Genomic DNA, 12,149 nt, shown 5'->3' with positions numbered 1-12,149 from the left:
CTTCCTCGCCCGCAGTGTGCGTGGCATCTCCTGTGCGCCACCCACCGGTCTCAGCATTACTGACAAATAACTCTGGTTAATTGATAAGAATGATGAGGCGCCAACCATGGCAGATTTATACGAAAACCCAATGGGCCTGATGGGCTTCGAGTTCATCGAGTTCGCATCGCCGACGCCTGGCACCCTGGAGCCGATCTTCGAGATCATGGGCTTCACCAAGGTCGCGACCCACCGTTCCAAGAACGTGCACCTGTATCGCCAGGGCGCGATCAACCTGATCCTCAACAACGAACCCCACAGCGTTGCTTCGTACTTCGCGGCCGAACACGGCCCGTCCGTTTGCGGCATGGCGTTCCGGGTCAAGGATTCGCAAAAGGCCTACAACCGCGCACTGGAACTCGGCGCCCAGCCGATCCACATCGAAACCGGTCCGATGGAACTGAACCTGCCGGCGATCAAGGGCATTGGCGGCGCGCCGCTGTACCTGATCGACCGTTTCGGCGAAGGCAGCTCGATCTATGACATCGACTTCGTGTTCCTCGAAGGCGTTGACCGCAACCCGGTCGGTGCCGGCCTGAAAATCATCGACCACCTGACCCACAACGTGTATCGCGGCCGCATGGCCTACTGGGCCAACTTCTACGAGAAGCTGTTCAACTTCCGCGAGATCCGTTACTTCGACATCAAGGGCGAATACACCGGCCTGACCTCGAAAGCGATGACCGCTCCGGACGGCATGATCCGCATCCCGCTCAACGAAGAATCGTCGAAGGGTGCCGGGCAGATCGAAGAATTCCTCATGCAGTTCAACGGCGAGGGCATTCAGCATGTGGCGTTCCTCACTGACGACCTGGTCAAGACCTGGGATCAGCTGAAGAAAATCGGCATGCGCTTCATGACCGCGCCGCCGGACACCTACTACGAAATGCTCGAAGGCCGTCTGCCGAACCACGGCGAACCGGTCGATCAGTTGCAATCGCGCGGCATCCTGCTCGATGGTGCGTCGGATAAAGAAGACAAGCGTCTGCTGCTGCAGATCTTCTCGGAAACCCTGATGGGCCCGGTGTTCTTCGAATTCATCCAGCGAAAGGGCGATGATGGTTTCGGCGAAGGCAACTTCAAGGCACTGTTCGAATCGATCGAGCGTGACCAGGTGCGTCGTGGCGTACTCGCTACCGAGTAATCAGCTGCACCGATAAAAAATGTGGGAGCGGGCTTGCTCGCGAAAGCAATCGTTCATTCAACACTTCAGTTGACTGATCCGACGCCTTCGCGAGCAAGCCCGCTCCCACATTTGTTTTGTGCTGCTTTTAAGGCCTGCGCTGGCGCATCAGATGCTTGAACCCTTCAAACACCAGTACTACCACCGCGAGCCAGATCGGGATGTAAGTCAGCCATTCACCGGGCTTGATGCTCTCGCCCAGCAACAGCGCCACACCGAGCAGCAACACCGGCTCAACGTAACTCAACAAACCAAACAGGCTGAACGGCAGCAAGCGGCTGGCGATGATGTACACCACCAGCGCCGACGCACTGATCAGACCGAGCAGTGGAATCAGCCACGTCAGCGCCGGGTACTGATCGAACACGCCGAAACCCTGTTCGCCGCCGCGCACAAACCAGTACGCCACCGGCAACATCAGCGTCATGTCGACCCACAAACCGCCGAGGTTGTCGGTCTTGAGGTATTTGCGCAGCACGAAATACAACGGGTAACCGACAACTACGACCAGCGTCGCCCAGGAAAACCCGCCGACCTGATACAGCTCGTTCAACACGCCGAGGCTGGCAAAAAACACCGCGACTTTTTGCAGGTATGACAGGTTTTCGCCATAAGCGATGCGTCCGGTCAGCACCATGGCCAACGGCAACAGGAAATAACCCAGCGATACATCGAGGCTGTAGCCGTTGAGCGGCGCCCACATGAACAGCCACAACTGCATGCCCAGCAATGCAGACGACAGGATCAGGCCACCGATCAGCTTCGGCAGCGCAGGGATCCGGCGCAGCAGCTCCAGCGCCCGCCGCCATTCGCCGGACAACATCATGAACACGGTCATGCAGGGCACGGTCAGCAGCATCCGCCAACCGAAAATTTCCACGCCGCTCAACGGAGTGAGCAACGAGGTGTAGTAATACATGACGGCAAACAGCGTCGAGGCTGTTACCGAAAGAGCGATACCTTTAGACAAACTGTCCTCGCGGGGGTGATGGTCAAACGGGGCGCGCAGGATACGTGGTTTTTGTGGTGAATATTGGTCGGAGTGGTCAATATTTTCTACATGAGTTCAAAAGCCCCTCATCGGAACGCCGCCCGCCTAACCCTCTCCCGGAGGGAGAGGGGACTGACCGAGGTGTCTCACGAGTTTCAGCGACGTGAAAGTCCGAGTCGATTACGGATTCAACACAACAGCTTCAGGCAAAAGCGTAGCTTCAATTTCCCCCAATCGGTTCCCTCTCCCCCCGGGAGAGGGATAGGCGGGCGGCGTTCCGATGAGGGCAGCGATCTCACGCCGAACGCGGTTTACGCCCAGACACAAAATGGCTCACATCATTAAACCCCGGCGTAGACGCATGCCCCGGCGTCACCAGCGAATCGATAAACGCTTCGTCTTCCGCCGTAATCTTCACTGCCTGCGCCTTGGTGTACGCATCCCACTGTTCTTCCGTACGCGGCCCGACAATCGCCGACGTCACCGCGCCGTTGTTCAGCACCCAGGCAATCGCAAACTCGACAATCCCGACCCCGCGCTCTTTGGTGTAGTGCTGGATCTGCTGGGCAATGCGCAACGACTCCACGCGCCATTCAGTCTCCAGAATCCGTTTGTCCTGACGCCCGGCGCGGCTGTTGGCGTCCGGGGTCACGTCCGGTGCGTATTTGCCGCTGAGCACGCCACGGGCCAGCGGGCTGTAAGGCACCACGCCGAGGCCGTAGGTCTGGGCGGCGGTGATCTGCTCGGTTTCGGCCTGACGGTTGACGATGTTGTACAGCGGCTGGCTGATCACCGGGCGATCGACACCCAGTTTGTCTGCCACACGAATCACCTCGGCGATCCGCCAGCCGCGATAGTTCGACAGGCCCCAATAACGGATCTTGCCCTGGCGAATCAGATCGCCAATCGCCGAGATCGTCACTTCCAGCGGCGTGTTGTGGTCTTCGCGGTGCAGGTAATAGATGTCGAGGTAGTCGGTGCCGAGCCGTGTCAGGCTGGCTTCCAGACCATTGAAAATGTGCTTGCGGCTCAGTCCGCTGCGATTCGGCACGCCGTCCACCGGGCCGAATCCGACCTTGGTCGCCAGCACCCATTCGTGACGATGACGGGCGATGGCTTCGCCGACGATCTCTTCCGAGCGGCCGTTGGTGTAGACGTCAGCCGTGTCGATGAAGTTGATGCCCTGATCCCACGCCTTGTCGATGATGCGCAGCGAATCCTCTGCGCTGGTCTGCTCGCCGAACATCATCGTGCCGAGGGTGAGGGTGGACACCTGCAACCCCGAATGACCCAGTGTGCGATAGCTCATGCCGAAATCCTTTTGTCGGTGGGAAAGCTTCCATCAAATACCAGAAGCGCCCGGCGCGGCAAAGTGAATTTATCGGCGCAACGCCTCGCAGCGCTCGCGTAAAAACGCCTGCAACACCTTGACCCGTTCCGACACCTGCACCCGGTGCGGGCACAGCAGATTGAACGGCACGCTCTCACCATGCCAGTCATCGACCAGCGTCACCAGTCGTCCGGCGCGTACGTCTTCGGCCACGTCGAGCCAGGCCTTGTAAGCGATGCCGTGCCCGGCGAGTGCCCAGCGGCGGGCGACTTCGCCGTCGTCGCTGAGGTAGTCGCCGCGTACTTCGACTTCAAGCGTTTCGTCTTCGCGATGGAAACGCCAAGTGTTGTAAGGCCGGCCGTTGCGCAGATAGAGCAGGGCGCTGTGATCGCTCAGCTCGGCGGGGTTCTGCGGTGTGCCGTGACGCTCCAGATACGCAGGGCTGGCACAGGCCACGCGACGATGCTCGGACAGAATCGGCAACGCCACCAGCGTCGAATCACTCGGCACGCCAAAGCGCAACGCCACATCCACCGTCTCGCGAAACAGGTCCGCGTGTCGGTCGTTGAGCAGCAATTGCAGCTGAATGTGCGGGTGCTCGCGCTTGAAATCGTCCAGCCACGGCAGCAACACGTTGCGCCCGAAGTCCGACGGTGCCGCCAGTTGCAGCACGCCGCTCAGGCCTTCGGTCTGTTGCTTCAGCGCCTGTTCGCCCTCGGCCAGTGTGGCCAGTGCCAGACGCACGCTTTCCAGATAGCGCCGGCCTTCTTCGGTCAGGCGCATGCTGCGGGTCGAGCGGGCGAAGAGGCGGATGCCGAGGCGGGTTTCCAGGCGTTTCAAGGCGATGCTGGCGGCGGCCGGGGTCAGCTCCAGCGCCCGGGCGGCGGCGGAAATGCTGCCGGAGTCGGCGGTACGGACGAAGATCTCAAGATCCAGAATCGAGCTCATTGGTAAAAATCCTTTAAAGATCCTTCCGATTTACCGGGATTTTTCTGCGATTGGCAACGGGGGAAGATGCAATCTCCTCAAGCCCACCGGAGAACTCCCATGAAACCATTCGACAATCAGACTGTTGTGGTCATCGGCGGCAGCAGCGGCATTGGCGCCGCCGTCGCGTCGAATGCCGCGGAACGTGGCGCCCGTGTTTACTCGGTCGGGCGCCGTGCTGAAACGTCCGAAACTCACGAAGGTATCCGCCACGAGTCAGCCGATGTCACCGATGAGGCCTCGCTGCGTCAACTGTTCGAACGCATCGGCGCGTTCGATCATCTGGTGATGACCGCCGGGCCGAGCGTCAGCGCCAAGCCGTTGGCCGACAGCGATCTGCTCCAGGCGCAGCAGGCGTTCGATGTGAAATTCTGGGGCACTTTGCGCGCGATTCAAGCGGCGCTGCCGTACCTGAGCGAGCGGGGCAGCATCACCCTGACGTCGGGTTTGCTGTCGCGCAAATTCGTCGCAGGGCAATTCATCAAGACCACCCTGAATGCCGCGCTGGACGCTCTGGCCAAACAACTGGCCAAGGAGCTGGCGCCGCGTCGGGTCAACGTGATCAGCCCCGGCGTGACCGACACCGAAGCCTACGCCGGCATGGATGAAAGCCAGCGCAGCGCGATGTTCGCCCGCACCTCGGCGGCGCTGCCGGTGGGCCGTGTCGGCACGCCACAGGACCTGGCCGCCGCGTTTATGCTGGTCATGAAAAACGGCTTTATCAGCGGCAGCATCATCGATGTCGACGGAGGTGGATTGTTATGACCTGGCACTTCGATCACATGGCGTTCAACGCGCCGGACGGGCAACCGATTCAGGATGCTTTCAACGCACTGCTGGGATTGACGCCGGGGCGTCGACCGCCGTTTCCGTTTCCCGGGCGTTGGTTGTATCAGGATGGGCAGGCGTTGGTGCATGTGATTGAGCAAGCGGCGCTGGATGAGGCGGCGTTGAGTCATATCGCGTTTCGGACCGATGAAGACGCGGCGGTGGTTTTGGAGCGGGTGCAGGGCAGTGGGTTGCCGTATCAGGTGGCGCAGGTGCCGGAGGATGGGGTTTGGCAGATTTTTGTGCAGATGCCGGGAGGCCTGGTGCTGGAACTGGATGCAAAAACGGGGATTTTGTGAGTGTTTAATCGTGGCGTTTAAAGGACACGTTCAGACACGCACCTCAGGCTACACAACCTTGCGCCGTTGCCTACGACTGCGCCAGAATCCGCCGGCTTGTGCGCCTTGGACGCGGGCTCTATCGTTTCCCGGTCGCTGACGAATCAGCGATCGGGTTTCGCAGCCCGGATCAATCAAGGCGCCCAGCGCGCCGTTTCCGTTCAGCATTGTTGCCTGATCGTGTAATGGCGGTTGTGCGCGGGATACCTTCGGGTATGCCGGGTTCCTTGATTCCCGGTCTGCGAACCCGCGTACAGCTGCCACCTCTATTCGTTTCGCAGCGAACTGTGGCAGCTCCATCAATCAGGGAGTTTCACCATGATCAAACCAACACCCAACCCACCCGAAGCCGATTCAACGTCCCCCTACGAAACCCTCGATTCAAAGAAATTCCACGAAGCCGCCGAACGCGCCCTCGATCATTACCTCAATCCGCTGCTCCCCCGAAAACCGTTGCTCAAACCCAACACCCGCTACCTCATCGCCCCCGGCATCCCGAGCGAAGAGCTACTGGCCGACGCCTGCGAAACCCTGACCTCGGCCAAAACCATGGCCAGCGATTTCGCCGGAATGCTCGATGCGCCGCAGCGGCATGTGCTGCTGGGCATCGGGCAACTGATCATGCTGGCGGAACTGGCGGTAAATCGGGTGCTGGATAATCTGGACACGGCGGCTGAAGCCCAGCCCTGACCGATCAACGAGCAACAATAAAAACGGCCCGAATCGGGCCGTTTTTGTGTACCTGCCAATAATCAGGCCCGCAACGTCCGCGTCATCCGCAACGCCAGCAGGCTCCCGCCAACAATCACACCCGCCAGCAGGTACAACGCCGCATCCGTCGACCCGGTGCTGTCCTTGACCCAACCCACGAGGTAAGGGCTCAGGAACCCCGCCATCTGCCCCATCGAATTGATCAACGCCAACCCACCCGCCGCAGCGCCTGCACTCAGCATCGCCGTCGGCACGGGCCAGAACATCGGCAGACCGGTCAACGCGCCCATGGTCGCAATGGTCAGACCGAGAATCGCAATCGCCGGATTCGCCGCGAAGTTCACCGCGATCAGCAGACCAATCGCCCCCATCAACATTGGCACCACCAAATGCCAGCGACGCTCTTTACGCAAGTCCGCCGAACGACCCACCACCAGCATGAACACCGCCGCCAGTAGATACGGAATCGCACTCAACCAGCCAATCACCAGGTTGTCGCTGAAACCGAGGTTCTTGATGATCGACGGCAGCCAGAAGTTGATCGCGTACACGCCGCTCTGAATGCAGAAGTAGATCAGGCCGAAGGCCCAGATGGCTGGGTTCTTGAACACGGCGATCAGCGAGTCGGAAGTGGTTTTAGGTTTGTTCGCCAGGTCTTCCGCCTGATCGGCTTCCAGTACCGAACGCTCATGCGGGGTCAGCCACTTGGCGTTGGCGAAGTTGTCGCTGAGCAGGAAGTAGGCGAGTGCGCCGAGGATCACAGTCGGAATACCTTGCAGCAGGAACATCCACTGCCAACCGGCCAAACCGCCCTGGCCCGCAGCGAAGTGATTGAGGATCCAGCCGGAAAACGGGCTGCCCAGCAGGCCGGACACCGGGATCGCCGACATGAACAACGCCATGATCCGGCCACGGCGGAAGGTCGGGAACCACTGCGAGAGATAGAGCACAACGCCCGGGAAGAACCCGGCTTCAGCCGCGCCGGTGAACAGGCGCAGGGTGTAGAACTGGGTCGGTGTGGTGACAAACAGCAGGCAAGTCGACAGCGTGCCCCAGGTGATCATCATCAGCGCGATCCAGCGCCGTGGGCCGAACTTGGTCAGCGCGAGGTTGCTCGGTACGCCGCACAGCACGTAGCCGATGAAGAAGATACCGGCACCGAGGCCGTACACGGTTTCGCTGAATTTCAGCGCGTCGAGCATCTGCAGTTTGGCAAATCCAACGTTGACCCGGTCGAGGTAGTTGAACAGGTAGCAGATGAAGATGAAGGGGATCAAACGCAGGGTGATGCGTTTGTAGACGGCATTTTTATCGTCAGCGATGGTCTGGGCGGCAGCGGCGCTCTGCGACATGGCGGCTCTCTCTTTATTATGATTTTTTGCGATGCAAAGGGTAACGTTGATCGCCCTGAGAGTCTCGGTCACCTTTGGCCGGATTGTCTTTGTGCCTGAGCACAGGGTTTGCCGGCAGACCCTGTGCGGGTGAACAACCGTCCGCGCCTGTTTTCAAGGATTTCAGCCTTTATGTTCGAACTCGATCACGACCTCGCCCAGGACATCGTCGACCGGGCCATGGCCATTTTGCCGTACAACGTCAACGTCATGGACAGCCAGGGACTGATCCTCGGCAGCGGCGAGCCGGAGCGCATCAACACCCGTCACGAAGGTGCGCAATTGGTCCTGGCCAACGGGCGAGTGGTGGAGATCGACGCGCAGACGGCGGTGCATCTCAAAGGCGTGCAGCCGGGGATCAATCTGCCGCTGTTGCTCGATCAGCGCTTGATCGGTGTGCTCGGCATCACCGGCGAACCGGAGCAACTGCGCACTTACGCCGAGCTGGTGCGCATGACCGCCGAAATGCTGGTCGGCCAGCGCAACCAGCAATCCGAGCAGCAATGGCGGCGGCAGCGTTGCGATGACTTGCTGGCGCTGCTGCTGAGTGAGGCGGGGGATTCGCCAAGGCTGGTCGACGAGGCCCAGCAACTGGGCCTCAAACCGCAACTGACGCGGGTGCCGTACCTGTTTGAGCTAGGACTGGAGCACGGGCCGGGGCAAACCGTCGAGGCGCTGAGTGCCTGGCTGACGACACGCTATCCGGACAGTTGGTGCGTGAGTTCGGCCAAGTCGTCGCTGCTGTGGTGTCGGCCGGCGAGTCAGAACGTCGAGCATGATCGCTTGCTGGAAAAGCTCGATGGCCTGGGCTGGAACATCCTGCGCATTGCGGTCGGCGGGCAGGCCGATGGGCTGGCCGGGTTGCGTCGTTGCTATCGACGGGTCGGCGATCTGCTCGCCTATGGCCGCGAAGTGTTGCCGCATTCTCGACTGCTGACCCTCAACCGCTATCGCCTGCCGGTGATGCTCTGGCGCCATCGCAACGATGATGCGCTGGACGAATTGCTCAAACCATTGCGCAAGGTGATCGCCAAGGACAGCAACGGCCAGTTGCTCGCGACCCTGCGCAGTTGGTGCGATCACGACGGGCAGAGTCAGGCCTGCGCCGATGCGTTGGGGATTCACCGCAACAGCCTGCGTTACCGGATGGAGCGGATCGCCGAGTTGAGCGGGGTCGATCCGTTGAAACTGGACGGGATGCTGGCGTTGTATCTGGGTGTGCAATTGCTGCCACAGACCGACGATTTGTCGAAATGAACAATAAACGCCTGCACGACTTGTGCAGCGGACAGGCGTCAACGTGCGAGGCGACTGGCAGCATGAGGGGCATTGGAACTGGAGAATTCGCATGAAAATCGTCATCGCCCCCGATTCGTTCAAGGACAGCCTGAGTGCCCAAGGCGTTGCAGAAGCCATTGCGCTGGGCCTGGCGCAGGTCTGGCCGCAGGCGACGCTGGTCAAGTGCCCGATGGCCGACGGTGGCGAAGGCACGGTGGAGTCAATTCTCGCTGCGTGTGAAGGCGAACTGCGCCGTACCCGCGTGCGCGGCCCGTTGGGCGCGGCGGTCGATGCGGCGTGGGGCTGGCTGCCGCACAACCACACCGCAATCATTGAAATGGCCGAGGCCAGCGGCTTGCAACTGGTGCCGCCGGGGCAGCGCGATGCCTGCATCAGCAGCACGTTCGGCACCGGTGAACTGATCCGTGCAGCGCTGGATGCCGGCGCACAGCGGGTCATTCTGGCCATCGGCGGCAGCGCCACCAATGACGGCGGCGCCGGCGCGATGCAGGCGTTGGGCGTGAAATTGCTGGATGCTCAAGGGCAATCGCTGGTGCCGGGCGGTCTGGCGCTGGCGCAACTCGCACGACTGGACTTGAGCGAATTCGACCCGCGTCTGGCGCAAGTGCGTTTTGACATCGCCGCCGACGTCAACAATCCGCTGTGTGGCCCTCACGGCGCCTCGGCAATCTTCGGTCCGCAGAAGGGCGCATCTCCTGCGCAAGTGCAGCAACTGGATCAGGCCCTCGGCCACTTCGCCGAACTCTGCGCGCAAGCGCTGGGCAAGGATGTCCGCGATGAGCCGGGCAGCGGTGCCGCGGGTGGATTGGGCTTTGCTGCCAAGGCATTTCTCGGCGCACGGTTCCAGGCCGGTGTCGAAGTCGTCGCGGAACTGGTCGGACTGGCCGAGGCCGTGAAGGGCGCACATCTGGTCATCACCGGCGAAGGACGCTTCGATGCCCAGACCCTGCGCGGCAAAACCCCGTTCGGCGTCGCGCGGATCGCCAAGCAGCACGGCGTGCCGGTGATTGTCATTGCCGGCACGCTGGGCGAGGGTTATCAGGCACTCTACGAGCACGGTATCGACGCAGCATTCGCCGTCACCAGCGGCCCGATGACGCTGGAACAAGCCTGCGCCGAGGCGCCACGCCTGCTGCGCGAACGTGCCACAGACATTGCTCGCGTATGGCGTGTGGCAACTGCGGGCTGACCTGTCACCCATCATCTAAAACGTCGGGTGTTTCAATAGCGAAACACTCGCAATAATTAGAAAAATATTTGCTCTTTACCTGCAAAATCCCTCAAGCCTGGCCGATACAGAGATCAGGCGCGCACAAGACTTCCTGAAACAGTGACGCCGGACTGAAGCCCGCACAAGGGCCAGTGAAAGGGCATGGACGCTAGTAGTTTCAACTATCCGAGAGTCCTCCTATGTCCTTGCGTAATCTGAATATCGCGCCCCGTGCCTTCCTCGGTTTTGCCTTTATTGCCCTGCTGGTGATCGTGCTCGGCGTGTTCGCCGTCAACCGCATGTCGATCATCCGTCAGGCTTCCGTCGAGATGCAGACCAATCAGTTGCCCAGCGTCACTTATCTTGGTGTGATGACGGAGAACGTATTGCGTCTGCGGATTCTATCGTTCCGGGTTCTGGTCAACCGTGAAGCTGCAGGCCTGCAGGAAGCACAGACTCGCATCGGCGTGCTGGTGGACAAAGTGCGCAGCGCCCAGGCCGCTTACGCCGCGTTGCCCGCTGAGAGTGAAGAGCGTGCGCAATATCAGGCCTTCGCGACGACGCTGGACAACTATCTGCAAGCCCAGAACCAAATGATGGATTTGTCGCGTCAGGACAAGCTCGAAGAGATGCGCGCCCTGATCAACACGAAGATCAAGGACGGCACGGACCAGATGGGAGAGCAGCTCAACAAACTCATTGCGATCAATGCCGCTGGTGCTAAAGACGCTTCTATTCAGGCCGGTGAGCATTACGACGGTGCCATTACCGGCATCGTCATCGTGGCCGTCATCGCAGCAGTGGCCACGGTATTGCTGGCCTGGCTGCTGACCCGCAGCATCGTCACCCCGCTGAACCGCGCCGTCGCTGCGGCACAAACCATCGCCGGCGGCAACCTGACCAAAGTCATCGAAATCGACGGCAAGGACGAACCGGCGCGTCTGCTCGAGGCCCTGTCTGCCATGCAGGCCAACCTGCGCAAGACCATCGAGCAGATTGCCGGCTCCGCCACGCAACTGGGCGCCGCCGCCGAAGAACTCAACGCCGTGACCGAAGAAGCCTCCCGTGGCCTGCAACAGCAGAACAACGAAATCGAACAGGCCGCCACCGCCGTCAACGAAATGACCGCCGCGGTGGAAGAGGTGGCACGCAACGCGGTGTCGACCTCCGAAGCCTCGAACCAGTCGACCCACGCCGCCCGCGAAGGTCGCGATCAGGTGGTGAAAACCGTTGATGCGATCCAGACCATGACCCACGACGTACAAAACACCGCGCAGATGATCGAAGGCCTGGCCGCTCAGGGTCGCGACATCGGCAAGGTGCTGGACGTGATCCGCGCCATCGCCGAACAGACCAACCTGCTGGCACTCAACGCTGCCATCGAAGCGGCCCGTGCCGGTGAAGCCGGGCGTGGTTTCGCCGTGGTAGCGGACGAGGTTCGCGCCCTGGCCCATCGCACCGCGCAATCGACCCAGGAAATCGAAAAAATGGTCGCCGGCATCCAGAACGGCACCGGCGAAGCGGTCGAGTCGATGCAGCAGAGCAACCAACGCACCCAGACCACTCTGGAAATGGCTCGCGCCGCCGGCGTTGCACTGGAGCAGATCACCCAATCGATTCACCAGATCAACGAGCGCAACCTGGTCATCGCCAGCGCTTCGGAAGAGCAGGCGCAGGTGTCCCGCGAGGTCGACCGCAACCTGGTCAACATCCGCGACCTGGCCACGCAATCGGCCGCCGGGGCCAACCAGACCAGCGCCGCGACCCACGAACTGTCGCGCCTGGCGGTGGATTTGAATGCGATGGTGGCGCGGTTTGTGATTTGACCTAGGGTGTAGGCTG

The 12,149-nt window shown here is 61.0% G+C and carries 11 protein-coding genes; 7 read left to right on the top strand and 4 right to left on the bottom strand.

Translation table 11 applies throughout. The features are described from left to right. Positions 1-106: 106 nt before the first annotated feature. Complete coding sequence (gene hppD, locus NE357_RS14985) at positions 107-1,183, top strand: 4-hydroxyphenylpyruvate dioxygenase (RefSeq protein ID WP_007958955.1); 1,077 nt, start codon at positions 107-109, stop codon at positions 1,181-1,183. A 127-nt stretch (positions 1,184-1,310) separates the two neighbouring features. Here hppD and rarD read toward each other — a convergent pair whose 3' ends face one another. From rarD to NE357_RS14970, 3 genes are all read right to left on the bottom strand, one after another. Continuing rightward, on the bottom strand, positions 1,311-2,192 hold the full coding sequence (rarD, locus tag NE357_RS14980) for an EamA family transporter RarD (protein ID WP_169430535.1): 882 nt from the start codon (positions 2,190-2,192) through the stop codon (positions 1,311-1,313). 316 nt (positions 2,193-2,508) lie between these two features. Next, positions 2,509-3,522: an aldo/keto reductase gene (locus NE357_RS14975; protein WP_169430534.1), complete on the bottom strand. Its 1,014-nt coding sequence runs from the start codon at positions 3,520-3,522 to the stop codon at positions 2,509-2,511. Positions 3,523-3,591: 69 nt separating this feature from the next. Further along, a complete protein-coding gene (locus NE357_RS14970) occupies positions 3,592-4,491 on the bottom strand; it encodes a LysR family transcriptional regulator (protein WP_169430533.1) in 900 nt (299 codons plus the stop codon). Positions 4,492-4,590: 99 nt separating this feature from the next. Between NE357_RS14970 and NE357_RS14965 the strand changes: the two genes are divergently transcribed. The 3 genes from NE357_RS14965 (at position 4,591) to NE357_RS14955 (ending at position 6,386) form a co-directional block, all read left to right on the top strand. After that, a complete protein-coding gene (locus NE357_RS14965; RefSeq protein ID WP_169430532.1) occupies positions 4,591-5,295 on the top strand; it encodes an SDR family oxidoreductase in 705 nt (234 codons plus the stop codon). Further along, positions 5,292-5,657, top strand: coding sequence for a hypothetical protein (locus NE357_RS14960; RefSeq protein ID WP_169430531.1), 366 nt, complete (start codon positions 5,292-5,294; stop codon positions 5,655-5,657). The genes NE357_RS14965 and NE357_RS14960 overlap by 4 nt, the downstream gene beginning before the upstream one ends. Positions 5,658-6,014: 357 nt before the next feature. Then, positions 6,015-6,386: a DUF6124 family protein gene (locus NE357_RS14955; protein WP_169430530.1), complete on the top strand. Its 372-nt coding sequence runs from the start codon at positions 6,015-6,017 to the stop codon at positions 6,384-6,386. 62 nt (positions 6,387-6,448) lie between these two features. On the opposite strand, the gene NE357_RS14950 is transcribed toward NE357_RS14955, so the two are convergent. Further along, a complete protein-coding gene (locus NE357_RS14950) occupies positions 6,449-7,759 on the bottom strand; it encodes an MFS transporter (RefSeq protein ID WP_169430529.1) in 1,311 nt (436 codons plus the stop codon). A 171-nt stretch (positions 7,760-7,930) separates the two neighbouring features. Here NE357_RS14950 and NE357_RS14945 point away from each other — a divergent pair, with 171 nt between their 5' ends. The 3 genes from NE357_RS14945 (at position 7,931) to NE357_RS14935 (ending at position 12,133) form a co-directional block, all read left to right on the top strand. Then, on the top strand, positions 7,931-9,055 hold the full coding sequence (locus tag NE357_RS14945; protein WP_169430528.1) for a sugar diacid recognition domain-containing protein: 1,125 nt from the start codon (positions 7,931-7,933) through the stop codon (positions 9,053-9,055). 91 nt (positions 9,056-9,146) lie between these two features. Continuing rightward, positions 9,147-10,286: a glycerate kinase gene (locus NE357_RS14940; protein WP_169430527.1), complete on the top strand. Its 1,140-nt coding sequence runs from the start codon at positions 9,147-9,149 to the stop codon at positions 10,284-10,286. Between the two features lie 221 nt (positions 10,287-10,507). Continuing rightward, entirely contained in the window at positions 10,508-12,133 is a 1,626-nt protein-coding gene (locus NE357_RS14935; protein ID WP_169430526.1) for a methyl-accepting chemotaxis protein, read from the top strand. The last annotated feature ends 16 nt before the right edge of the window (positions 12,134-12,149 follow it).

The organism is Pseudomonas sp. G7(2022) (assembly GCF_052660475.1).
Note: the sequence above shows the minus strand (reverse complement) of the source record. Positions and strands in the feature narration are given on the sequence as shown.

What these genes read in the sequence shown, in the direction of transcription:
- hppD (WP_007958955.1), top strand. Translation starts at nt 107, where the DNA reads ATGGCAGATTTATACGAAAACCCAATGGGCCTGATGGGCTTCGAGTTC.
- NE357_RS14975 (WP_169430534.1), bottom strand. Translation starts at nt 3,522, where the DNA reads ATGAGCTATCGCACACTGGGTCATTCGGGGTTGCAGGTGTCCACCCTC.
- NE357_RS14970 (WP_169430533.1), bottom strand. Translation starts at nt 4,491, where the DNA reads ATGAGCTCGATTCTGGATCTTGAGATCTTCGTCCGTACCGCCGACTCC.
- NE357_RS14965 (WP_169430532.1), top strand. Translation starts at nt 4,591, where the DNA reads ATGAAACCATTCGACAATCAGACTGTTGTGGTCATCGGCGGCAGCAGC.
- NE357_RS14960 (WP_169430531.1), top strand. Translation starts at nt 5,292, where the DNA reads ATGACCTGGCACTTCGATCACATGGCGTTCAACGCGCCGGACGGGCAA.
- NE357_RS14955 (WP_169430530.1), top strand. Translation starts at nt 6,015, where the DNA reads ATGATCAAACCAACACCCAACCCACCCGAAGCCGATTCAACGTCCCCC.
- NE357_RS14950 (WP_169430529.1), bottom strand. Translation starts at nt 7,759, where the DNA reads ATGTCGCAGAGCGCCGCTGCCGCCCAGACCATCGCTGACGATAAAAAT.
- NE357_RS14945 (WP_169430528.1), top strand. Translation starts at nt 7,931, where the DNA reads ATGTTCGAACTCGATCACGACCTCGCCCAGGACATCGTCGACCGGGCC.
- NE357_RS14940 (WP_169430527.1), top strand. Translation starts at nt 9,147, where the DNA reads ATGAAAATCGTCATCGCCCCCGATTCGTTCAAGGACAGCCTGAGTGCC.
- NE357_RS14935 (WP_169430526.1), top strand. Translation starts at nt 10,508, where the DNA reads ATGTCCTTGCGTAATCTGAATATCGCGCCCCGTGCCTTCCTCGGTTTT.